24 protein-coding genes and 1 other annotated feature are annotated in these 24,134 nt (G+C 40.3%); of the genes, 18 read left to right on the forward strand and 6 right to left on the reverse strand.

From position 1 onward, the window contains the following. The first annotated feature begins 9 nt into the window (after positions 1-9). Genes glgB through DESACI_RS04790 form a run of 7 tightly spaced genes read left to right on the forward strand, consistent with a single transcriptional unit; the run spans position 10 to position 9,316 of the window. The gene (glgB, locus tag DESACI_RS04760) at positions 10-1,986 is read left to right on the forward strand and encodes a 1,4-alpha-glucan branching protein GlgB (RefSeq protein WP_014826038.1); all 1,977 of its coding nucleotides are present in this window, start codon (positions 10-12) and stop codon (positions 1,984-1,986) included. Further along, positions 1,914-4,346: a glycogen/starch/alpha-glucan phosphorylase gene (locus tag DESACI_RS04765; RefSeq protein WP_041275966.1), complete on the forward strand. Its 2,433-nt coding sequence runs from the start codon at positions 1,914-1,916 to the stop codon at positions 4,344-4,346. Before glgB ends, DESACI_RS04765 begins: the two co-directional genes overlap by 73 nt. Positions 4,347-4,390: 44 nt before the next feature. Beyond that, positions 4,391-5,584, forward strand: coding sequence for a glucose-1-phosphate adenylyltransferase (locus DESACI_RS04770; RefSeq protein WP_014826040.1), 1,194 nt, complete (start codon positions 4,391-4,393; stop codon positions 5,582-5,584). Positions 5,585-5,608: 24 nt separating this feature from the next. Beyond that, entirely contained in the window at positions 5,609-6,745 is a 1,137-nt protein-coding gene (gene glgD / locus DESACI_RS04775; RefSeq protein ID WP_014826041.1) for a glucose-1-phosphate adenylyltransferase subunit GlgD, read from the forward strand. 21 nt (positions 6,746-6,766) lie between these two features. Continuing rightward, positions 6,767-8,197 (forward strand): glycogen synthase GlgA, encoded by a 1,431-nt coding sequence (gene glgA / locus DESACI_RS04780; protein WP_014826042.1) that lies wholly within the window; start codon positions 6,767-6,769, stop codon positions 8,195-8,197. Between the two features lie 18 nt (positions 8,198-8,215). Beyond that, on the forward strand, positions 8,216-8,527 hold the full coding sequence (locus tag DESACI_RS04785) for a 4-alpha-glucanotransferase (RefSeq protein ID WP_041275967.1): 312 nt from the start codon (positions 8,216-8,218) through the stop codon (positions 8,525-8,527). 45 nt (positions 8,528-8,572) lie between these two features. Next, positions 8,573-9,316: a MerR family transcriptional regulator gene (locus tag DESACI_RS04790; protein ID WP_014826043.1), complete on the forward strand. Its 744-nt coding sequence runs from the start codon at positions 8,573-8,575 to the stop codon at positions 9,314-9,316. Between the two features lie 250 nt (positions 9,317-9,566). Here DESACI_RS04790 and DESACI_RS04795 read toward each other — a convergent pair whose 3' ends face one another. The 5 genes from DESACI_RS04795 to DESACI_RS04815 all read right to left on the reverse strand — a co-directional run bounded on the left by DESACI_RS04795 (position 9,567) and on the right by DESACI_RS04815 (position 12,554). Continuing rightward, a complete protein-coding gene (locus DESACI_RS04795) occupies positions 9,567-10,208 on the reverse strand; it encodes an HAD family hydrolase (protein WP_014826044.1) in 642 nt (213 codons plus the stop codon). A gap of 19 nt (positions 10,209-10,227) precedes the next feature. After that, positions 10,228-10,914 carry a SanA/YdcF family protein gene (locus DESACI_RS04800; protein WP_014826045.1) on the reverse strand — a complete coding sequence of 229 codons (687 nt, stop codon included), beginning with the start codon at positions 10,912-10,914 and terminating at the stop codon, positions 10,228-10,230. Positions 10,915-11,060: 146 nt separating this feature from the next. Continuing rightward, on the reverse strand, positions 11,061-11,360 hold the full coding sequence (locus tag DESACI_RS04805; protein ID WP_014826046.1) for a VOC family protein: 300 nt from the start codon (positions 11,358-11,360) through the stop codon (positions 11,061-11,063). Between the two features lie 544 nt (positions 11,361-11,904). After that, the gene (locus DESACI_RS04810; protein WP_014826047.1) at positions 11,905-12,336 is read right to left on the reverse strand and encodes a hypothetical protein; all 432 of its coding nucleotides are present in this window, start codon (positions 12,334-12,336) and stop codon (positions 11,905-11,907) included. Beyond that, a complete protein-coding gene (locus DESACI_RS04815; protein ID WP_014826048.1) occupies positions 12,333-12,554 on the reverse strand; it encodes a helix-turn-helix transcriptional regulator in 222 nt (73 codons plus the stop codon). The genes DESACI_RS04810 and DESACI_RS04815 overlap by 4 nt, the downstream gene beginning before the upstream one ends. Before the next feature lie 304 nt (positions 12,555-12,858). Here DESACI_RS04815 and DESACI_RS04820 point away from each other — a divergent pair, with 304 nt between their 5' ends. Then, positions 12,859-13,413, forward strand: coding sequence for a DUF2284 domain-containing protein (locus DESACI_RS04820; RefSeq protein ID WP_242833123.1), 555 nt, complete (start codon positions 12,859-12,861; stop codon positions 13,411-13,413). A gap of 148 nt (positions 13,414-13,561) precedes the next feature. Here DESACI_RS04820 and DESACI_RS04825 read toward each other — a convergent pair whose 3' ends face one another. Next, a complete protein-coding gene (locus DESACI_RS04825) occupies positions 13,562-14,389 on the reverse strand; it encodes a TrmH family RNA methyltransferase (RefSeq protein ID WP_014826050.1) in 828 nt (275 codons plus the stop codon). A gap of 718 nt (positions 14,390-15,107) precedes the next feature. Between DESACI_RS04825 and DESACI_RS23450 the strand changes: the two genes are divergently transcribed. From DESACI_RS23450 to DESACI_RS04870, 10 genes are all read left to right on the forward strand, one after another. Next, positions 15,108-15,386 carry a hypothetical protein gene (locus tag DESACI_RS23450; protein ID WP_202947866.1) on the forward strand — a complete coding sequence of 93 codons (279 nt, stop codon included), beginning with the start codon at positions 15,108-15,110 and terminating at the stop codon, positions 15,384-15,386. A 115-nt stretch (positions 15,387-15,501) separates the two neighbouring features. Beyond that, positions 15,502-15,645, forward strand: a complete 144-nt coding sequence (locus DESACI_RS23455) for a hypothetical protein (protein ID WP_174270317.1) — start codon at positions 15,502-15,504, stop codon at positions 15,643-15,645. A 125-nt stretch (positions 15,646-15,770) separates the two neighbouring features. Further along, positions 15,771-16,295, forward strand: coding sequence for a MarR family winged helix-turn-helix transcriptional regulator (locus tag DESACI_RS04835; RefSeq protein ID WP_014826051.1), 525 nt, complete (start codon positions 15,771-15,773; stop codon positions 16,293-16,295). A 4-nt stretch (positions 16,296-16,299) separates the two neighbouring features. Next, on the forward strand, positions 16,300-16,938 hold the full coding sequence (locus DESACI_RS04840; RefSeq protein WP_014826052.1) for a nitroreductase family protein: 639 nt from the start codon (positions 16,300-16,302) through the stop codon (positions 16,936-16,938). 145 nt (positions 16,939-17,083) lie between these two features. Then, positions 17,084-18,238, forward strand: a complete 1,155-nt coding sequence (locus tag DESACI_RS04845; protein ID WP_014826053.1) for a TIGR04053 family radical SAM/SPASM domain-containing protein — start codon at positions 17,084-17,086, stop codon at positions 18,236-18,238. A gap of 129 nt (positions 18,239-18,367) precedes the next feature. After that, on the forward strand, positions 18,368-20,512 hold the full coding sequence (locus tag DESACI_RS04850) for an ATP-dependent helicase (protein ID WP_014826054.1): 2,145 nt from the start codon (positions 18,368-18,370) through the stop codon (positions 20,510-20,512). A 116-nt stretch (positions 20,513-20,628) separates the two neighbouring features. After that, complete coding sequence (locus DESACI_RS04855; RefSeq protein ID WP_014826055.1) at positions 20,629-20,865, forward strand: acyl carrier protein; 237 nt, start codon at positions 20,629-20,631, stop codon at positions 20,863-20,865. A 406-nt stretch (positions 20,866-21,271) separates the two neighbouring features. Next, positions 21,272-21,826: a GDSL-type esterase/lipase family protein gene (locus tag DESACI_RS04860; RefSeq protein WP_014826056.1), complete on the forward strand. Its 555-nt coding sequence runs from the start codon at positions 21,272-21,274 to the stop codon at positions 21,824-21,826. Positions 21,827-21,946: 120 nt separating this feature from the next. Then, positions 21,947-22,197 (forward strand) — a binding site (T-box leader). Between the two features lie 132 nt (positions 22,198-22,329). After that, on the forward strand, positions 22,330-23,466 hold the full coding sequence (aroF, locus tag DESACI_RS04865) for a 3-deoxy-7-phosphoheptulonate synthase (RefSeq protein WP_014826057.1): 1,137 nt from the start codon (positions 22,330-22,332) through the stop codon (positions 23,464-23,466). A 167-nt stretch (positions 23,467-23,633) separates the two neighbouring features. Then, positions 23,634-24,092: an MFS transporter gene (locus DESACI_RS04870; protein ID WP_049804030.1), complete on the forward strand. Its 459-nt coding sequence runs from the start codon at positions 23,634-23,636 to the stop codon at positions 24,090-24,092. Positions 24,093-24,134: the final 42 nt, after the last annotated feature.

Genomic DNA, 24,134 nt, shown 5'->3' on the forward strand with positions numbered 1-24,134 from the left:
TTGTGAACTATGGAAAATTTGCCTTTTCTAAATATAGAAGAAATATACCTGTTTAACAGGGGAGAACTTTACAACGCTTATACAAAGTTTGGGGTTCATATCATCGAACAGAAGGGGAAGACGGGAACCTTCTTTGTGGTTTGGGTACCGGGGGCTAAAGCGGTCTGCGTTGTAGGAGATTTTAACCTTTGGCAGTCAAAACGGGATGCCATGTTGGAAACCGGAATTACAGGCGTATGGACTCTTTTTATTCCTAAGCGACTCAAGGGATTATATAAGTTTGAAATCGTGACCCCAAATGGTGATTTATTTCTCAAATCAGATCCTTTTGCCTTCTATTCTGAGCATAGGCCGTTAACGGCGTCTCGGATTTACTCCCTGGAGGGATATCCTTGGCAGGATCAAGCCTGGATTTCGCAACGGGAAAAAAGTTGCCCCCAAGAAAAACCATTGCTTATCTATGAAGTTCATTTAGGATCTTGGCGCCGAAAAACAGATGGAAGTTTTTTTCAGTGGGCAGACTTGACGGAAGAATTGTTGTGCTACGTTCTGGAGATGGGCTATACCCATATTGAACTTATGCCTCTGATGGAGCATCCTTACGACGGTTCTTGGGGCTATCAGGCAACCGGCTATTATTCCTGTACAAGCCGCTATGGAACTCCTCATGATTTTATGTATTTTATTGATTGTTGTCATCAAGCAGGGATTGGGGTCATTTTGGACTGGGTTCCCGGACATTTTTGCAAGGATAGTCATGGCTTGGGAAAGTTCAATGGGTCCTCGCTTTATGAGAAAGATGAACATGGAAAATGGGGAACGTATAACTTCAATTTTTCTAAACCCGAAGTCTGGAGTTTTCTTATCTCCAATGCAGTTTTTTGGTTGGAAAAATTCCACCTTGACGGTCTTCGTGTGGATGGCGTCAGCAGCATGCTTTATCTTGACTTTGAAAAGCCGGATAAAGGTTGGGAACGCAATAGCAATGGAGGGAGAGAAAACCTGGAAGCCATTGCCTTTATGCAAAGATTAAATGAAGTTGTGTTTCGGGATTTCCCCGGAATCCTTATGATTGCCGAAGAAGCGACGGATTGGCCTTTAGTAACTTATCCTACCTATGTCAATGGTTTAGGCTATAACTTCAAATGGAATATGGGGTGGATGAACGATACCCTGCGTTATATGCAGCAAGATTTTTTCTGCCGGAAAGATTGCCATAACCTCTTGAATTTTTCCTTAACCTACGCCTTTTCGGAGAATTTTGTCTTGCCCCTTTCTCATGACGAAGTAGTTCACGGGAAACAGTCTCTTCTCAATAAAATGCCTGGGGACTATTGGCAAAAATTTGCCGGTTTAAGAAATTTGCTGGGATACCAAATGGGGCACCCTGGAAAAAAGTTAATGTTTATGGGGGGTGAGATAGCCCAGTTCATTGAATGGCGTTATGATGCGGAACTAGATTGGCTGCTTTTAGATTACGAGATGCACAAAAAGTTTCAGGCCTATGTTAAAGAGCTAAATAAACTTTATCAGCGGGAAAAGGCTTTCTGGGAAAATGAGCGGGAATGGTCGGGTTTTGAGTGGATTGATGCGGATAACAAGAACCAAAGCATTTTGGCCTTCTGTCGCCGAGGGAAGAATCCTAAGGATCTTCTTATTATAGTGATCAATTTTCAGCCGGTTAGTTATAGGGATTTTCGTATAGGAATTCCCCAAAGAGGAATCTATCAGGAACTTTTCAATTCAGATCAGGATAGCTTTGGAGGTTCCAACTGTCTGAATAAAAAACCTATTGCCTCAGAGAAGGTGCCGTGGCATGGTCGGGCTGTTTCTTTAAGAATAAAAGTTCCTCCGTTGGCAACCGTCATATTCAAACCTCAATATAAATACAAATTAAGGCGGGGGGGCGTTTCATGTTTGCGAGCAAGGAAAGTTTTAAACTGGCATACCTTACAAAAATCAGCGAATCAGAAGGTATTACCCTAGATGAAAGTTCGTTGTGGGATAAGTATAAAACGTTGGTTTTGCTGCTGAAAGAAACGATCAGCTTTAACCGGGCCTTGACTAAGAATTCAATATCTACGAAACAAGTTTATTATTTTTCCATGGAGTTTTTGATCGGCAGGCTTCTCCGTTATTACTTGGTCAATATGGAAGTAGAGGAACTAGTTAGAGAAAGTTTAGCCGAATTACACATTAATCTTGACGACTTGCTGGAGCAGGAAGCTGATCCCGGTTTGGGCAACGGCGGCCTTGGCAGATTAGCGGCTTGTTTTTTAGATTCCATGGCTTTTGGGGGGATATCTGGACATGGCAATGGTATTCGCTATAAATACGGGTTGTTTGAGCAAAAGATCAGAAATGGTTTTCAGACGGAACTGGCCGACAATTGGTTGAAAAATGACTATCCTTGGGAGATACGACGGGCAGATAAGAGTGTTGTAGTGAAGTTTAAAGGTAATGTTCAAACGGAATGTGCTGACGGAAAATTAGTCTTTTATCATGAAGACTATGAACCAGTTTTAGCTGTTCCTTATGATATCCCTGTCATGAGCTATGATAATCCCTCTAATATCAATAATCTTAGACTATGGAGCGCTGAGCCGGTCAGCAATGAATTGGACTTCGCTTCCTTCAATCGCGGGGATTTTAATCAGGCAGTCAGTTTAAGATCCGGAGTTGAAGCTATATCTTATATTCTCTATCCTGATGACTGCAGCCGGTCAGGCAAGGAGTTAAGATTAAAACAGGAATATTTTTTTGTAGCGGCAGGATTAGGGTCAATCATGCGCAGCTTTAAAAAACGTAATTTTCCCTTGGGAGACTTTTCCCGGTGGGTCTCAATCCATATCAATGATACTCATCCAGTGCTTTGTATTCCCGAATTGATGCGTATCCTAATTGATGAAGAGGGCTTGGGATGGGACCAGGCTTGGAATATAACCGTGAATTCAATTTCTTTCACCAATCATACGATTATGCCAGAAGCTTTGGAAAAGTGGCCGGTGAATTTATTTAAGAATCTGTTGCCGAGAATTTATATGATTGTGGAAGAAATCGACCGAAGATTTAAAGAACGTACAGCTAAACAATTTATAGACGATGTACAGCTTATCCAAAACACCCAGATCATTGCCGACGGTCATATTCAAATGGCTAACCTAGCGGTTATCGGCAGTTCGTCAGTGAACGGTGTTGCTTCGTTACATACCATGATTTTGAAGCAACGGGTCTTCAGCGATTATTTTCGGATTTTTGGCTATAAGTTTAACAACAAAACGAACGGTGTTAACCATCGGAGATTTCTTTTAGCGGCGAATCCTTTGTTATCCGCTCTTATTACGGAAGCCATAGGACCCGGTTGGAAGAAAAACGCTGAGGAGTTAGAGAACCTTCTTATTTATCGGGAGGATGCAAGTTTTTTAGAGAAGCTCGCCCAAGTAAAATCTCATAATAAAACTCAATTGGTTAAGTATGTTAAGGAGAACCAGGGCTCAGACCTTGATTCTCAGTCAATGTTTGATGTCCAGGTCAAAAGAATCCATGCTTATAAACGGCAGCTGCTTAATATTTTGAAAATAATGCATCTGTATAATCAACTTCTGGAGAACCCCAATTCTTTGCCAGGCTCTCATACCTTTATTTTCGGAGGAAAAGCAGCTCCGGGTTATCACTACGCTAAAACCATCATTAAACTCATCAATACTCTGGCTGAAAAGATTCATAAGGAGTCAAGAGTTAGGGAAAAACTGCAAATTGTATTTTTGGAGAATTTCAATGTTTCTTTAGGAGAGTTGGTATATCCGGCCGCCGATATCAGTGAACAAATTTCCACCGCCAGCAAAGAAGCCTCAGGTACCGGGAATATGAAATTTATGATGAATGGCGCCATTACCATCGGGACTTTAGATGGAGCAAATGTAGAGATCAAAGAAGCTGTGGGAGAAAAAAATATTTTTATCTTTGGCTTAGCGGCTGAAGAAGTTTTGCGCTATTCCAGTGAGGGGGGGTACAAATCCTTAGATCTTTATTATTCAAATCAGAGTTTGCGGCTCTGTGTTGATCAATTGGTCAACGGTTTTTTTGAAACAGCCGGTGAAGAATTCAGGGTAATTTTTGATTCCCTGCTGCTGTACAATGATGACTACTTTGTTTTGCGAGATTTCGATACTTACCTCGAAGCTTATAAAAAGCTGCAATGTTCTTACACTGATAAAAAGCATTGGCAGGGTTTGTCTTTATTCAATATCGCCAAATCAGGCATATTCTCCAGTGATCGGACTATCAGAGAATATGCCAAACAGATTTGGAAGGTTAATACTCGTCGTTTTGATTCTTATATTTGAGTTAGTATTGTAGGTGCGGGAAGCGGAGAGAAAGGTGAAGAAGTATGCAAAAGCAAGAGTGTATTGCCATGCTTTTGGCAGGCGGACAGGGAAGCAGATTAGGGAGCCTGACACGTAATATTGCCAAACCCGCGGTATCTTTTTGCGGCAAGTACCGAATTATTGATTTTAGTTTAAGTAATTGCGCGAATTCTAATATCCATACCGTAGGAGTTCTCACTCAATATAAACCGTTCCTGCTTAATTCGTATATTGGCTTGGGTTCTGCCTGGAATCTCGATAATCCTTTCGGCGGCGTTCATATCTTACCCCCCTATGTAGGCGAACATGAATTAAGTTGGTACAAAGGGACAGCAAATGCTATATATCAAAATTTAAATTTTATCAACTTCTATGATCCGGATTATGTGCTCATTATCTCAGGGGATCATATTTATACGATGAATTATCTTTCCATGCTGAATTATCATAAGGAAAAGGGTGCAGAGATTACTATTTCAACGATTGAAGTACCCTGGGAGGAAGTTGCGCGTTTTGGAATCGTGACCACGAATAAGGACGGGCGGATTATTAAGTTCACTGAAAAGCTAGCGAATCCGGACAGCAATTTAGCATCCATGGGAATCTACATTTTTAATTGGCCGGTTTTAAAACAGGCGTTGTTTGAAGATGCTCTGGATCAGAACTCCGAAAATGATTTCGGGAAAAATATTATCCCTAAGCAAATTGAACAAGGCAGAAAATTATATGCCTATAACTTTCAAGGCTATTGGAGAGATGTAGGCACCATCGAAAGTTATTACAACGCTAATATGGAATTTCTTGAAGGAGAAGAAGCGATCAATCTCTTTGATCCCGCCCTAAGGGTGTTTTCCAATGAAGACATTTTACCGCCCCAATTTATCGGCCCGAAGGCCAAAATAAGCAACAGCCTCATTAGTAATGGTTGTGTGGTGCTAGGAGACGTCAGTTATTCGATTCTAGCCCCCGGCGCCTACGTCGGTGAAGGTTCCTCTGTGAAGAATTCAATTTTATTGCCTCATGCCAGGGTAAGTGTCCATTCCAAGATTGATAAAACTATTATCGGAGAAAACGCTAAAATTATGAGCTATTGTTCCATAGGCATCGAAAAAGACACTATTGTACACCAGGCAGGAATAACTGTGGTTGAGGACCATTATGTCGTAGGAAAAGGCTCTGTCGTCAATGCGGGCAGTAATCTGTATTCTACTCGCTAAGATCAGTTGAGGGGAGGGAAGCAGATGCATAATGCAATTGGCATCCTATTTGGAAATAACGGTTCAGATAATTTGCAAGGGTTAACCTTCGAAAGGGCATTAGCAGCGGTCACCTTTGGCGGTCGTTACCGTATCCTGGATTTTGCCCTCTCAAGCATGGTTAACTCAGGATTATGGACTATCGGGTTAATTACCCCTCGTTATTATAGGTCAATACTTGACCATTTGGGGGCCGGTAAAGACTGGTTTCTGGATCGAAAAGCAGGAGGATTATTTATTTTACCTGGGGCAATTCATGGGTTATCTGGCGAAAACGGAAAATTTAGGCTTAAGGATTTACAGCTGAATATAGAGTATCTGCAGAAAGATTTATCGGAAAATATTATTATCAGCGGCTGCAACCATATTTTTAATATTAACTACCATGAAGCCTTAGAAACTCATAAAACAAAGAAAGCGGATATTACGTTAATTTATAAAGAAAGCGAAGATTCTTCCGCTATGCTCGGAAGAGAACGCCTTGTTATCACGGAAAATCAAGAAGTTCAAGAAATTCAAGATCAAGATATTATTGAAAAGAAACCGGGATCGGTGTCAAAGAGAAGCCGGAATTATTTCCTGGATATGTTAATTATCCGGAGAACACTCCTTTTGAAAATTGTCGAAGGTTATCGATCCATTGAAACGATGAATTTAATCGAGGCTATACGTGACAATATTAGTTCGTTAAAAATTATCGGAGTTCCTTTTAATGGCTATTTTGGAATCTTAAATTCAGTTAAAGATTACTTTGATCGGAGCATGGAATTACTTAATCCGGCGGTTAGCAGGGAAGTATTAATGGGACACGATCGAATTCATACCAAGATTGTGGACAATCCTCCCACCAAGCATAGCGCTCAGGCGAACGTGTCAAATTCTTTAATTTCCAGTGGTTGCATCATTGAAGGAGAGGTAAGAAATTCAATTCTCTCTCGGGGAGTGATTGTCGAAGCAGGAGCCGCAATAAGCCATTGCATCATTATGCAGAACTGTAAAATTGCTAAGGGTTCGAATTTAGATCATGTTATCCTGGATAAGTTTGTTCAAGTTCATCCTGGAAATGTATTAAAGGGCAACAAAAATTCTCCATTGGTCGTCCTCAAAGGGTCTTTGGTCTAGGCTTGAGAAAAGAGGGATAAGATGAAGATTGTTTTCGCTATTGCTGAGGCAGATCCTTTTGTCAAGACGGGTGGACTGGGTGAAGTCGGAGGCTCATTACCCGGTGCCTTGCAAAGACAGGGTGCTGATGTTCGCGTCATAATGCCTAAGTATAGTGTTATCCCCGCAGAATTCCGTAAAAAGTTTTACTACATCAATCACTTCCATGTCCCTTTAGCTTGGCGCAGACAATATTGTGGGCTAGAGGAATTCACTTATAACGGAATTCGTTATTATTTTATTGACAATGAGTATTATTTTACGCGTTCCCGTGTCTATGGTGAGTACGACGAGGCAGAACAGTATGCTTTTTTTTCACGTGCCGTGTTAGAAAGTCTGACCCACCTGCCTGAATTCAAGCCCGATATTCTTCATTGTCATGACTGGCACACGGGTTTGATTCCCTTATTGAAAAGTGAGTTTTATGCCAAGGAGCCTCTTTATTATTCGCTTAAGACGGTATTTACAATTCATAATCTTAAGTATCAAGGGATTTTTCCTAAAGAGGTCTTGACGGATGTTATCGGACTGAATCAAAGGTATTTTACAGAAGAGAATCTGGAATTTCACGGCAGAGTCAACTTTATGAAAGCAGGACTTTTGTATGCTGACCAGATTACAACAGTGAGTCCAACCTACGCTCAGGAAATCCAATATTCTTTTTATGGAGAGAAACTGGAAGGAATTTTACAGAAACGCAAAGATTCTTTGCTTGGCATACTTAACGGGATTGATTATCAAGTTTATGATCCTGATACGGATCCCCTGATTGCAGTACCATATCGTTCCTCTCCTGAAGCGAAAGAAATGAATAAAGGCAATCTGCAGCGAAGTTTAGGGCTTGCCGAACAAGTGAATCGTCCTCTTTTGGGGATGGTAAGCCGTTTAGTAGATCAGAAAGGACTGGACCTTCTTTGCTTCATAATGGAAGAAATCCTGATGCTTGATGTGCAAATAGTTATCCTAGGGACTGGAGAACGTCAATATGAGGAGAAATTACAAACCTTTGCCGAGAAATATCGGGATAAGTTTGTCTTTAAGAATGGATTTGACGATCAATTAGCTCACCAGATTTATGCAGGAATTGATATTTTATTAATGCCTTCCTTGTTTGAACCATGCGGTATATCCCAAATGATTGCCATGCGTTATGGAACGATTCCCATCGTAAGAGAAACAGGAGGGTTAAAGGATACGGTAATTCCCTATAATGAATATACTGGTGAGGGCAACGGTTTTAGTTTTGCCAATTATAATGCACACGAATTACTCTTTGCAGTGCAGCGGGCTGTAGAAATCTTTGATTCAGATAAAACCGCCTGGGCTCGTTTGAAAAACAATGCTATGAAGCGTGATTTCAGTTGGGAGTCATCAGCCTCCGCTTATATCAATATTTATAAATCGTTAATGTAGGCAAAGGTTTATCCAAGCGTGAGACTCCCACTTGGAAAACGTTTTTTTGAAAGTCTGGCAGAGGAATTCGGAAGGCTTCCTTTCATAGCAGAGGAGTTGGGAATTATTACGCCGGAAGTGAATAACCTTAAAAGGATCTTTGGTTTTCTGGGTATGAAGGTGCTTCAATTTACGTCAATTCAAGATGCTATATCCGAAGGTGATATGAATTTTGTTTTTTACTCCGGTACCCATGACAATGACACTTTGCTGGGGTGGTATACATCAAAGAACGTTGTCATCGTAGAGGAAGGTCATAATGTCCATTGCTTTTGGAGAGATAACTATTGACTCTGACCTTTGGTAAGGCTTTATCATATTCTTGAGGTGAGATGAATGCTGTTCACGGTACAGGAAATTGCAAATTTGACAGGATCAACAGTGAAAACTCTTCATCATTATCACAAAATAGGTTTGTTGCAACCTCACGAGATCAGTGAGGCCGGCTATCGACTCTATGGAATTCAAGAGTTGGAACGGTTGCAGCAAATTTTGTTTTATCGTGAATTGGATTTTCCCCTCAAAGATATTAAAAAGGCACTGGAGGATGAACCGAGCAGAATCGAGTGTTTAAGAAAACAACAAGAACTGCTTATAGCGCGCAGGCAGCGTCTGGATTGTTTGCTGAAAACGCTTGAAGAATCGATCGTCCACGCAAAGAGAGGAGAAATTATGGATAAAAACGTCATGTTTCAAGGGTTAAACCGTGAAGAATGGGAAAAAGCCCTTTCGGAACAAAATGAATACCTTAAAGAGACGTATAATCATGATCTTATGAAACAAGAAATTAATGTTGAAGATTTAAACGAAAAAGCTAAGGAAGCTCAACGGTTTCTGGTAAGTATTGCTGAGGCTCTTAAGAATGGCTGGGCGGTGACTGAGCATAGATTATATGATTTATTCGATGAACATCTTAACTTTTTAAATTGCCATGGGACCCCTATGGATAAGACTTCTTTTAAAAAACAAACCAGGTTTTTTTTAGAGGATGAATTCCATAGGAATATGTTAGAAAACATGCAGGTAGGACTCTGCTATTATCTTTGCCTTGCTGCCGAATCATATGCTGCCCTAACCTAGAGGGCAGCCAGGCAACCGTCGGCTACACGATAAGCAGACGAGCTTATCGTCACACTTCAAGTCATGACGCATACTTTTGCTTCCCTAATCATTAAAGAAAGGCGTTGTCACTCCACTATAGCAATGAAATGATAACGCCTTTGGCTATTTGAACATACTTCAGTTTTTTGAGCTGAATTTTTACAACCCCTTGTTAAGTTTACAATAGATGTGTTTACGTTGAAGAGATAGGTGCTTTTTGTCATATTGCCTAAGTTGTCTGCTTAATCCAATTATTAAATGAGTCTACATCTGTGAAACAGACAGACGGTTTCTCGTTCATCACCTTTTGGACCTGTGCTGTATTAGCCCAGACAGCTCCGACAGAGAACGTGCCAACATCTTTTGCTGCGATAATATCATAAGCTGTATCCCCAATGTAAGCAACCTCGAGAGGTGAATAATTCCAGATCCTGAGAACTTCGTTAATGTGCGTTGGCTTATCTGCACCTTGTTCAGAGCCCGTAAGCACTAACTCAAAATATTGCCCCAGACCTGAATGCCTTAAAGAAATATCCATACTACCAGGGCCTTTGCCGGAAACGATAGCAAGCTTAATTCCCCGCTGCCTCAGCAATTCCAATACTTCTTCTATCCCCGGGAAAGGCTTTGCGTACTCGGTGTGTGCTTTATCGTATTCATCAAGGTAGCTCTTAAGGCAGACTTCCCAGTTATCTGGAAGAATTTTTTTGAATACTCCTTCCTCCGAGGGTCCAAGTAGGGCAGTAATTTCTTGATCTGTAAACTCACGGCCCAAAAACTTTTGCAAGACCTTGCGAAATCCAATGTAGCAAACGGGCAATGTATTGGTCAATGTACCGTCTAAATCAAAAATGAATCCTTTTAGTTTCATCTGTTAACTCCTTCAGGTGCTATTTATCGTTTGTTGCGTCGCCGTCGCCGAATACGGGGATAGTATCTCCTAAATAAGTTGGTTTAGGTTTAAATACTTTAGCCCAAAGGAAGTCCTTGTTCCGTGCGGCGATTTCTCTAAGGTTATAATAGGCCATGACTTCTCCATAATTATGTTTGTCGGAAGCTACTCCGTAAGCTTCCAGTCCCATTGCCCGAGCTAAGAAAACTGCCCGCATGAGATGATACTCTTGGGTTACGATGATTACCTTTCGGACTTCAAAAATATCCTTGGCTCGATAAATGCTTTCATAGGTGCTGAAGCCTGCGTGGTCCATAAATATATTTCGTCCGGGTATTCCTTTGTTCATGAGATAAGTTTTCATGGCATTAACTTCATCATAATTTTTCCGCCCATGATCCCCGCTTACTAATAGCTTTGGTGCTTTCCCTTGTTCGTAAAGTTCATATCCTTCGCTCAGCCTGTCACCCAGCATTGGCGAGGGAGTTCCGTCTGGAGCGACATAAGCTCCTAATACAAGGATAGCATCGACGGAAGGAATATCGTTAACCTTAAGGATGTACTTTGAGCCTACTCCTTCAACATAATGGTTAATGGACAAAGCCGTACACCCCAAAAGCCCAGAGATAATAAGAAAAATGATGACTAGTTTTGGCAGCCACTTTTTTAATTTTAATAAATCCATTTAATCACTCACCACAATCTTATTAATCGTTTCTTTCATTAATATAAATATATTAGTTATTATTGTTAATTCGGATTAGATATTTCAATGAGATTACCTTCCGGATCGTTAATATAAACTGAATTTAGGGTGCTGCAAGCTCCATTTTATAATACAGGCCCTTCAATGACCGGAACTCCGTGATCTATCAAGTGCTGAATAACATTATCTAATGGGGTTTCCGTTAGAAGGCATACGTCTATTGAACCAGGCGTAGGCATTAAGGCATTTGGTGTAAACTCTTTCACAGCTTCATGCAAGTTAATTTTATATTCCCCAAAAGAAAGTGCTTTTCGTCCTTCACCGAACGAAAGAACTTTCATGCCCAAGACTCCGGAGTAAAATTCGCAAGCGCGCTCTGAATCTTCTACTGTTAAAACAAAATGATCCATCTTGTGAACTTTCATGATACCTCCATAGAACGGTTAGATTAAGCAGGGGGTCTTTATTAGTTTTACATTAATTGCTACTTTAAATAATTGGTAATTCATATCTCATTATTCTTCATTTGCCGCTTTTTTCCTTTATGGGATCGAAGATTATATGCATTAGGAGAAAGGTTATAAGGTTCAATATAAGACTTTTGAGCTATTACTGCAATATCCAGCCAATTTTTTAAAAGACCAGGGTAACAGGGGAGAGTTTTTGCGACTCTACTAATGGTGAGAATCTGGCGAATAGATAGCCATGACGTCTTATTGGACGATCTATACTTTTGAGCTTTCATAGAGTATTATCCGGGGAAGGGAATCGAGGAAAAATGCTGAAAGTGTTAGAATGACAGGAAAGAGAGAAAATCACATAAGTAGGATTAGCGGAAGTTTATTTCCGGATTATTGTTGCAAACGTTTGGAAAAAAACAATAAACCCAAGCTCTATGGGCTTGAGTTTATCACAATCATAAAACGGATTTAGCAAACAGAGAAATAAAGATAGCTTTGGAAAGACATTCTAAATTCTCTTTTCATAGTATATTGAACACATAATAGATAAAATGAGTTTAATTGGTATTAATAGACCAAATATGACTACTAATATAAGGAATTCATTAGTTCCAAATAAAGTATACAAGGTAATAGATATTGCTTCTAGAGATACAAATATCCAAAACAAGATATTACTTACTGTATTCCCTGAATTTAGTTTAATAAGGTCATCCCTTTCATCTAATTTTATATTCTTATAATTATTTTTCGATTTTTTATCTGTATTAGTCGTGAAAGCTCCTATAGCTCCAAATAGAACGAATAGCGATGCAATTATATGGCTTATTATTGATGCCGTATCTGATTTACGGTGAATAACATCCCATATTAATAAAGCAATAGCACCTCCAAAAAATATTATCATTAACAGCCTTACTACAGAGTGCTTCATTTTCATCGTTTTTTCTCCTCTTTTTTTAAATTTTCATCAAGTTTAAAAATACACTCAATAGTTTCGTTAAAAATAAGCGATAATTTATAAGCTAACATTATTGATGGCTTATATATTCCTTTTTCTAGAGAAATTATAGTTCGAGATGATACACCTACTTTTTCTGCTAACTGTTCCTGAGTTAATCCAAGGTTAATTCGAAACTCTCTTACACGATTATCCAATTAATGAATCCCCCCTAAATTCAGTAATGAGGAGCTCTACACGAAGTATGCTTCACAAGAAGCTGACTTCACATGAAGTATACTTCGTATGAAACATAAAGTCAACCCTAAGAACTAGATGGAAAGGATGTCAGTCTGTTCAGCTTGATGATAAGGTTTTATTAGAACATTTTTAAGCTTCTAGTTATTCTTAAAATATTCAGTGAAAAATGACGCCCTTCTATGTCTTACGGCATTCGAATAATTATGGAGAATATAAAAATTGGGTTTGTTGATATAATAAATAGACTTTTGGAGGTGAGAGGTGGATTATACGATGCAAATAGAGGAAATTATATCCGGAGTAAAAGAGGCCCTCAAAATTCATGAATACGCTTTTATTAATGCTGAGGACGTTATATTTTCTCAAGAAGTAAGAGGATTATGTGAAAAGAACTCCTGTCGAATGTATGGTACTTCATGGGCATGTCCACCGGCAACCGGCAGTATCGAAGACGGCAAAAAGCAATGCCTAGGATATAAGCATGTTCTAATTTTTACAACAGCGACTCAGCTAAAAAAGAAGTATGACATGGCTGGTTGGCGAGAAGCAAGAATTGCACACGAGGCAGTTACTGAAAAAGTTGCGGAGATTTTTCGTAAGGAATTCAGCAATCCAATAATTCTTTCCACAGAAGGTTGTACTATCTGTCCAAAATGTACTTATCCGGAGAATCCCTGCCGCTTTCCGAAGCGTATGTTCCCGGCAACTGAGAGCTATGGCATCCTAGTGATGAAACTGGCCCCCTCAGTGGGCATTCGTTACAACAATGGACCCGACTCAGTAACTTATTTTAGTATGATATTTTTTTCTGAATAGGGCCTTACTACAAGTGTATTTGGGTCTAAAGTGCAATGCAACCCTAAAGCAACATTATTTAGGAACAGAGCCTATTAACGTTTTTTACCGTTTTCTTTATTACTTCGCATTGTTCTTATTTTACGACGTATTATGTGAATATAAAAGCTTACCGGACCCTGAGTTGCCAAAAGGCCACGGCGCTGGCTGCAGCAACGTTCAGAGAGTCTACGTTATGGGACATGGGGATGCACGCGGTGTAATCGCAGTCAGCAATCGTGCAGGGCGCCAGTCCATTACCTTCTGAACCCAATACGATAGCAAGCTTTTCCTCTGCCATAAGCTGCGGATCGTCTATGCTGACAGCGTTATCATTTAAAGCCATGGCAACGGTCTTAAAACCCAGCTTGCGCAGACTCTTCATGCCCTGCTGCGGCCACTGCGAGGGCTCGCTGCCAATACGGGCCCATGGCACTTGGAAGATGGTACCCATGCTCACCCTCACCGCACGCCGGCACAGTGGGTCACAGCATGAGGGGGTAAGCAACACGGTATCGATGCCTAGCGCCGCAGCCGAGCGAAAAATGGCACCGACGTTGGTAGAGTCCGCAATACCTTCAAGCACAGCCACTCGACTTGCACCGGCACACGCCTCCTCAACGCTGGGTAGATGAGGACGCCGCATGGCACACAGCACACCGCGGGTCAGCTGAAAGCCAGTCAGCCCTGCTAGCATGTTGCTATCGGCAGTATAGACGGGGACATCTCCGCAGCGGGTGATTATACCGTGCGCCTGCCCTGCAATGTATTTGCGCTCCATCAAAAGTGAAATAGGTTCGCATCCAGCGTCGAGGGCAAGTCCAATTACCTTGGTACTCTCCGCAATAAAGATGCCCATCTCCGGCTCCAACCGGTTGCGCAGCTGCGTTTCCGTCAGGCGAGCAAAGACATCCAAATTGGACGATGAAAAATCGCTTATCTCAATGATATTTGACATCTTATCTCCTTTTATGTTCGAGGTTAGTGGTAACATATCAACCTTGTTTTTTTTGCAACATAAAATCCTTTTTTACCGTAAGTAAGAATTACACCACCATCAATATACTATAATATTAACTACACTATATTGCTTATAAGACACATCTTTCTACACTAGATAGGTAACCCCAAAGCGTGTGTTTCTACATGCACAGTGGCTCCAGCATGGTTTAATCAATTCTTGTAAGCATTGACTGCCGCGAGAAAACAATATTTTATTAAGAAATTTTGGTAAAAGCAATAGCCTACCATATAACATCATAACCAACATCCCATCTGTTATCTTTTAATGTACTAAATATAATTTCATATTCCTTATGTCAACTGTATATTCCTGCCATAATTTACTTCAACTTTAGATAAATTCCAGGGTTGTTTACCAAAAAACGTTCTGGCTAAGCTACTATACCAGTAACCTCTGCAGATACATCTTATCAATCGAAATTAGTCAAATCCCTTTTGAAGAAATTGCAAGAAGATTTAACTACAGTTCCAAAATAATACCATTAAACATTATCGACATTCGAACCTTTTTGTCCTTGCTTTCGCTAATTCTTGTTCGGACACTTTGAGAGGGCGCGGAAAATGAATAATACTTACTTTGAAACACTAGGAAAATATTTGTCTCGCATACCTGGCATAACTGGAACAGTAGGGTACGGCCTCTTTGATGATGGATGGTGGGTAAAATTTATATAGACATAGACCATCCACTTTCATGGCATGTAGTCCAGGAATTAGGCTATGTATTGAATTATATTTCTATCAGTGAACCATTACCTACTATTTTTAAGCCCGTTTCTCCTCCACCATATATGAATGGAGGACCTAAAGACTTTTTAGCATGGGTTATTGAATGCAGAGAAAAAGACTTCACACCAGACATTTGCTTGAAGTGGCTTGAGGGGCGTTTGCCCCGGCCCGTTGATGAAATTTCCCAGTGGAACAACGATTAAATAGATGAGAAAAAACCAGGGCTTAAATTAACAACCAACGTCTAATTGTTCTTAAACTCTTCAGTGAAGATGCCGTCCCTCCGCTGACTCAGGAAAGAAAAAGATACTTGAAGAAATGAAAAAAGTTTTTGTAGAAATTCCTTACGGAGTTGACCACACTCTGAAGGTATTACAAAATACGGAAGAAATAATCACAATTGTCGCATTTCTACATGATATAGGGGCAGTCAAAGCCCAAAAAAAAGTCCAGGTCTATTAATGGCAAATATCAAGAAAAAGAGGGGCCAGTGGTGGCACAAGAGATACTGCAAAAAGTAATAGCTTTACAAAGGTAGTAAGGCGACTTACTATATAGTAAGGTGGCTAACAAAAGGAGGATATTATTTGGAAGGATTTAGATTTAGTTTAAGGGACCTACCGCAACGGGATATATTAGATAAATTTTCAAAACGTTTTCCAAATCTAAATAAAGAATCAGTTGAGAGCTGCATTGCTTTATTAAGAACTGCTTCTGACATATCTAAACTTTTTGAGAGTAACTTTGCAAAACATGGTTTGTCCGAAGGTAGATTTACAATTTTAATGCTTTTGTATCGTCAGGACAATCATTTGCTGTCTCCCGCATCGCTGAGTCAGAAGGCTGAAGTTACCAGAGCAACCATGACAGGACTTATTAGTGGTCTTGAAACTCAAGGTTTCATAGAAAAAGTCCCTAATCCTAATGACCAGAGAGGTTATTTAGTTCATCTTTGTCAAAAGGGATTAGATTTATTGAATGAAATTCTGCCCAATCATTATATGTTGAACGCTTCGATTATGTCTGGACTAGAACAAAGTCAGTTAAACGAGTTAATGTCTTTATTAAATGCCTTAAGATTAAATTTACCAAATACAATTCAGGGGGAATGATTAAATGTCAATTGACCAAAATCTTGATGAGATCATTAAAGCTCGCCGTTCTATTCGTCTGTTTACTTCTGAGATGCCTACTAAAGAGGACATTAAAGCCATTATACAAGCTGGAGTTTTAGCTCCCTTTGCAGGTTTAGCAAATACAGGTAAGGATGGACGCAAATTTATTGTTGTTTCCAGAAACAATCCACTTATTAACCAATTATCAAGCGTAGTAAAGAATCGGGCTGGTGTCTTTGCCGAACAATTTAATGCCCAAACAAATTCAAATCCAATACTCCGGGCTCAGGGACAGGGATTCTTAAAACGTTTGGAAATGACTGCTCAGCAAGGACCTTTAGGTATTGGAAGTGCACCATATTATATAGTGGTCGCAGAAAAAAGAGGAATACCCGATGTACAACACAAATCACTTGCCCATTGCATGGAAAATATGTGGTTAAAAGCAACGGCATTAGGGTTAGGTTTTCATTTAGTTACAATCACTACCCAAATGGAGCAAGATAATGAGTTTTGTAATCTACTTAGTCTCCCGTTTGGAGAGTACAGATTAGACGGATGTGCAATTGGATTTCCAGCACAAAATCCTCCCCAACCAATACGTTCCAGCATAGATGACGTGACCACCTGGTTTCTGTAAGAATCTTTTTCTGATATAACTTTTTCGGAATGGACTCAAACTGAAAGTTTTGTTGGATAATAGCGGTAAGCCCATCAATGGACTTTCGCCAGATTTTTGTGTAAAATCAATATTTGGAAAACTAAAATGGATTGAGTGATTTGAGATGGAAAATAAAGTGAAAATGGGTGGTCATCCGGGTGGACACCCAGGAATGAACGTTGACTACGATAAGAACCCTTTCATCGTAATCTGGGAAACTACTCGTGCATGTGGGCTTAAGTGCCAACACTGTCGTGCAGATGCGCAACCTGATCCGCATCCGGAGGAGTTAACGCACGAGCAAGGTATCGCGCTAATCGATGAAATCTACGAAATGGACAACCCGATGCTAGTTTTCACTGGTGGGGACTGCATGCTTCGAAAAGACCTTTTTGAATTGGCAGACTACGCTATTAAAAAAGGAATGCGTGTTTCGATGAGCCCCAGTGCTACTGTTGAAGTAACAAAAGAGCGCATGGACATGGCGAAAAAAATTGGGATTTCTCGTTGGAGTTTCTCAATTGACGGTGCAGATGCTAAGACGCATGATGCTTTCCGTGGAATCGATGGAACTTTTGACTTAACAATCGAGAAAGTTAAGTATTTAAATGAAATTGGTATATCTCACCAAATCAATACTTGCATTAACAAAGCAAATTTACACCAACTGGAGCAAATGGCGGAATTGATGAAAGAGTTGAAGACTTCGGTTTGGTACATTATAATGATGATTCCAACCGGACGTGCTTCAATGGATGATTGCATAACAGCTGCAGAGCACGAAGAAGTATTCAAGTGGTTATACGAGTTAAGTAAAGTTGCGCCTTATGATATAAAAACAACTGCAGGTCAGCACTATCGTCGTGTTGTATTCCAACAACGTGCTAAGGAAAACGGTACTACAGGTGAGGAAATCACGTTCGAAGGTACTAAGACACGAGACATGGCTCAGTTCATTGATGGTTTAGCAAGAGCACCAAAAGCAGTTAACGATGGAAATGGTTTCATCTTCGTATCACACACTGGTGACGTTTCACCAAGTGGATTTTTACCATTAGTAGTTGGTAACGTTAAGGAAAATAGACTGCGCGACATCTACCGTGAAAGCCCTATTTTAAAAGACTTGCGTTCGCCAGATAAGTACGAAGGTAAATGTGGTATTTGTGAGTTCAACAAAGTTTGTGGTGGGTCAAGAGCACGTGCCTACGGCGCAACTGGAAACTATATGGCATCAGAGCCATTCTGCGTGTATATTCCAGAGAAGATGAGAAAGAAATAGAATTATAGTGTGAACGCCTGCGATTTTCGCGGGCGTTTTTAATATGATATAATTCTTGGTGCATGAATTCAATTTCTAAGGCATCAAGAAGCATTAAAGGTGTTACAAATACATAGTGGGAGATATAAGGTGATTAGCGAGAAGGATTTCTTTGCAGAGATCAAGGCTAGAGGTTTTGATTTAACTGAACAGCAAAAACGGGCTGTGGTCCATAACCATGGCCCTCTTTTACTTTTAGCTGTTCCCGGTGCAGGCAAGACGACGGTTCTCACTGTTCGTTTAGCCTATTTGATTCTTGTCAAAAACATAGATCCTCGAAGGATTCTTTGTCTAACCTTCGGACGGGCAGCAGCCAGGGAAATGCGTGAACGGTTTGTTGCGAATTTTGGGGCAATGGTCAGCAGTCAAAATAATGGCTGTGGGGAAATTCAATTTTCTACGATTCATAGCTTTGCTTATGAAATAGTTCGAACCGCTTTTCGACAAAGAGGTACCAGATTTGAAATTATTGAGGAACAAACAGGCGCTGATAGCAAGATGGGAGTTCTTCGTAAAATCTACGAAAAGCATAATATTTCCGCAATTACCGATGAGCAGCTGGAAGGGTTGCAGAATTGCATTTGTTACGTAAAAAATACCTTAAGCAAACCTGAAGAGCTTTTAAATTGTGACATTAAGAATTTTTCCCTTATTTATAAGGATTATGAGAACTATAAGCAAAGCAGCCAGCCGCGTCTGATTGATTATGACGATATGCTTTCCCTTGCCTTTCAAGAGTTAATGGAAAATCCGACGTACTTAGCGTGTTATCGAAAGCGATTTGACTATATTCTTACGGATGAAAGCCAAGATACGTCTCTTCTACAGCACAAAATCATCGAAATGATCGTTAAACCCAAGAGCAATATTTTTGTAGTGGGGGATGATGATCAGTCAATTTTTGGGTTTCGAGCGGCTGAACCAAAGTACCTTTTAGAGTTTGAACAGACTTACTCCGATGCAAAGATCCTTCGCATGGAGCAAAATTTTCGCTCGACTCCGCAGATTGTGGACGCTGCCTGTGGTTTTATTCGTTCTAATAAACTGCGATTTGATAAAGATATGTTTACTGAGAATCCCAAGGGAGACGCTCTTCGGATTGGGCAATTTGAAGGGATTAGAGAACAAAATCAATTTATTATTCAGAAACTCAAGAGTCAAAAGGATTTGACAAAGGTAGGGGTTTTGTACCGAAATAATTTATCCGCCATTTATTTAGCAGATGCGTTAGATCGGGCTAATATTTCCTTTTATATGCGTGAATCAGGTAAACAGAGGTTTTTCACCCACTGGGCCATTAACGATATGTTGAATTTTCTTCGCTTCTCATTTAACGATAAAAGCTTGTCCGTTTTGGAGCGAATTTGGTCTAAGTTGAGTTGTCCTATACGTAAGCAACATCTTGATTTACTGAAGCAAATGCCAATCAATCGTTCAATCTTCGAAATCTTGGCTGAACAACCGGGAGTGACCTTAAAGGGAAGATCAGAGTACTTAGACCTCAAAAAGTGGTTTAAGGAGCTTAATACTCTTTCACCTGCTCAGGCGATCCATTATATCAGAAACCAACTGGATTATGATAAAGCAATGAAGAGAATATGTGAGTCCTTAGGTTTTTCTGAAGAATATGTCGGAAGTCTCTTAGATCTTCTGAGTTCAATCGCACAGAATGAATGTACAATTGTGGATTTTGCCAATCGTTTAACGTATCTTGAAGAGCAGATGACGTCTTCGCATAAAAATAAACACAAAAATGCCGTGACCCTTTCAACCATCCATTCTGCCAAGGGTTTAGAATGGGAACAGGTCTACCTAATTGATCTTGTCGAAGGGATTATTCCTGAACGGGAGACGATTAAGGCTGAGAAAGGTGGAAAGAACGAATTATTAGAAGAGGAGAGACGTCTTTTCTATGTCGGCATGACCAGAGCTAAACGCCAGTTAACCTTATGCTCTATGAATTATTATCATCATAAACGAGTGAAAGTTTCCCGTTTTATCCGTGAGGTCAATCTTGTGATGCAAGGTAAAAACCCTCAAGAGGTGACCCAACAGGAAGTATCAAGCCCTATGAGCGATTTAGTTGCAGGGTTGGTTATACAACATAAGTCATTTGGAGAGGGAGTCATTGTTAACGATGAGGGAAATGTAATTGTAGTTCGTTTTAAGAACGGTTCACAGCGTTCGTTCATGAAAGATATCTGTGCCAAGCAGAGGTTGATTTGGGCTATATAATTTGGGCTATCCGTTGTAAAATCATACCATGGTCTATTCGTTTTAAACGGCGAATTAGAATTTGAATCAACCCACACAATATTACATAAGCGTTGAGAGAAGGAGTGTGACTAAAAATGGAAGACAGAGTACTATTCACTTTAAATCATATTTTACAAAAGAAGAAGAGAAAGATAACCCTGGAGAGCCGTTTGCGGGAAGACTTATTTGTTGATTCGGTAGATATGTCGATGATTATTGGGGACCTGGAGGATGAATTCGAGATAACGATTACTGATGACGAGTTTGCAGATGTGGTTACCGTCAATGATATTGTAGAAAAACTGAAAGCGAGAGGTTTATCCGATTACTGATCGATAATAAATTCGTTGTAATTTCATAACCTCCGTTCCCAGTTATTGACGGCTTAATTTATGATCAGAAAAAAGAAATAACCGCTCCGACTAGGTTTGCGGTTATTTCTTATAGTCTGTAAAACTGAACGAATACACCGAAATACGCACGTTTAATTTTTGACATAGTTACAAGTCCCCAGGCTAGGGAATTTTATCTTAAGATGGGGGCAATGCCTTGCGGGGAAGTAGAGTCTCTCCTTGAAAGGGGACGAATAATCCCTCACTTAATTTATATAATAGCAAGCTAAAATTTAATTTTTGCTTAGTCTTAAAATTAGTTTACCAGGTTGTATTAAACCATTGATAAATAAAAAGTAAAAAAGAATAAAGTTGTGACTTAGTAATAAGTTTGAGGTGTAATAACGTGAAGTTAGTTGCAATAGGTGATTCGATCACAGAAGGATACCCTTTTGGCCGGGAGAAATCTTGGGTGGAATACTTGGCCAAAGAATTAAAATGTGAGGTAATAAATCAAGGCAATAACGGAGATTTTACCAAAGGCATGCTTCATCGATTTGAGCGAGATGTGCTTTCTTATGCACCCACTCACGTCATTATCCTTGGAGGAGCAAACGACGCTTATGAGGAAATTAGTTTAGAACAAGTTAGTTCGAATTTTGTGCGAATGATTGAAATGTGTCACAAGCAAGGTGCTATCCCCATATTAGGTATGCCGACACCATCATTAATGGCTGAAGAGGAACGTTTTTTGGAGGATTACAGAAAATGGTTCGCAGACTATGCAACTAAAAAGTCTATACGTATCATTGACTTTTTTTCACCTTTTCAACATAAAATCAAGTCGGGTCAAGCTGCAGAGTTTTTTGTAGATGAAGTCCATCCAAGTATTCGGGGTTATGCTTTTATGGGAGAGATTGCTTCTCAAACCTGGAATAGATGGGAAATTATTAAAGTTTAGTTTCCCTTATATTTCTTCGTATTAGAGGGATAACTAAAGAAGACTCATAATAGGAACATAAAATTAACGCCAAATAACAGAAAATTAATTTGTAATTTATTGACTGGAGTGCTATGATTGTATAAACCGTTGAAGGGGAAGTAAAAGCGCAAACCAACCTCACAGAGAGTCGGGTAAGGTGGAATCTCGACAGGTAATGGAGCGAGTAAATGGGCCCCTGAGGGCGGAACGAAAAAGCAGCCGCTGCTTTAGTAGTTTCCGACGCTGAGCCCGCGTTATGAGGCAAAGGGTGTGTTGGCACTCTGCATGAGAGGATGCATTAATTGGTGCATCAATTAAGGTGGTACCGCAGATTTACGTCTGTCCTTATTGTTAGGGGCAGACGTCTTATTTTTGAGTCCACTCTCGGTTTTGGTTCTCTGTGAAACTTTTGAAACGACGCAGAAGCTTGAAACGTGCAGAGAAATTACCCGCAAATTTTGAATTTGAGGGAGGAAATGATGATGAAAGACTTGAAATTGGCAGGACTTGACTCAGAACGAAGCATCATTGAAGTGGACGGGGTAAGCATTGGCGGAAAGGAAATTATCTTGATGGGCGGCCCATGTGCTGTTGAATCAAGTATTCAGATGCAAGAGTCTGCCGCAGTGGTTAAGAAAGCAGGCGGAAAAATTCTGCGCGGGGGAGTTTTTAAACCCCGCACCTCACCCTATAGTTTTCAAGGCTTAGGTATGGAAGGCGTAAATTATATGGTTCAGGCGGCCAAGGAATATGGTCTGCTCTGCGTCACCGAAGTCGTTGACACTCGGAGCTTGGAGTTAGTGGTGGATAAAGTAGACCTCTTGCAAATAGGTGCCCGCAACATGCAAAATTTCGAACTGCTAAAATTAGCAGGCAAGACTAACAAACCCATTATTCTTAAAAGGGGTTTGTCGGCCACCATCGAGGAATGGTTGCTGGCCGCAGAATATATTTTGTCAGCCGGCAATCCTCGAGTAATTCTCTGTGAACGGGGTATTCGCACCTATGAACCCAGTACGAGAAACACTCTGGATGTGAGTGCCGTAGGTGTGGCTAAAGAACTCTCTCATCTTCCGGTCATTATTGACCCAAGTCATGCCGCTGGGAGAAGAGACTTAATCTCTTCCTTATCGAAAGCTGCTATAGCTGCGGGTGCTGACGGTTTGTTGATTGAAATGCACCCTAACCCGGATGAGGCTGTTAGTGATGGGCCACAGTCTCTTACCCCGGAACAATTTATCAATTTAGCTCAAGAGCTGGGCATGGTTGCACAATCTGTCCAGAGGTTTTTTGATTTTGGCACTGATGATTCCCTTGAAGCCCTGCGTTCTAAGATCGACTTGGTTGACCGCAGTATTGTAGAAGGTTTAGCGGAACGTATGCAAATTGTCAGGAAGTTAAGCGATCAGAAACGACTGGACCGAGTCAAGGATGCAAACCGTGAAAAAGAGATAATCCAGCGTTTAATGAGTCTGGCGGAGGAATTGGATCTTCCAGCAGAATTAGTTAAAAAGATTTATCCCATTATATTTGAGTATGGGATTCAAACTCAAATCAAAAGTAAAATAGAACAAGATAAAAGACTTGATCCCTCATGCTATTATTTTGGGAGTAAATAGTGTAGTGTAATTTTAAGACAACTCTGCTTTTCCTTAAAGAAAAAAACCTGGTCGGTGTTGGTTCTTATGGTCTATGAAAATAAGTGAAACGGCTTAGTTCAGTTTTCTGAACTAAGCCTGAGTAAAAATTGGCTGTTTCGGTTAGCCTGTGGAAAGAAGATTTCAGAGTGGACTACATAAAACAAGGTACGAAGTCCTTTTATTTAGCCCTTCTGGCATTATTTGCAGGAGGGTTTAATACCTTTGCGATATTGTATGATATACAACCGTTGATGCCGGATCTTTCTAATGACTTTCATATTTCCCCAACCTTGGCCAGCCTTTCTTTGTCTTTAACTACTGTAGCCATGGCTGTAAGCATGCTTTTTGTGAGTTCATTATCAGATTCCTGGGGAAGAAAACCGGTGATGATCTGTTCCTTGTTTGCAGCATCTATTCTGGCAAATTTGACTGCGGTCACCCCAAGTTTTCATGGTTTGCTCGTTCTTAGGGTTATATTAGGGATTGCCCTTGCCGGCCTTCCTGCTATCGCTATGACTTACTTGAGTGAGGAAATTGAACCGGGGGCCTTGGGAGTTGCCATGGGTATTTATATCAAGACTATTAATTTGCGGATCTGCCAATGAACAATCAACAGAAGATAAACAAGGTCGTTGGAGGTGTATGGA

This window comes from Desulfosporosinus acidiphilus SJ4 (assembly GCF_000255115.2).
GTDB lineage: Bacteria > Bacillota > Desulfitobacteriia > Desulfitobacteriales > Desulfitobacteriaceae > Desulfosporosinus > Desulfosporosinus acidiphilus.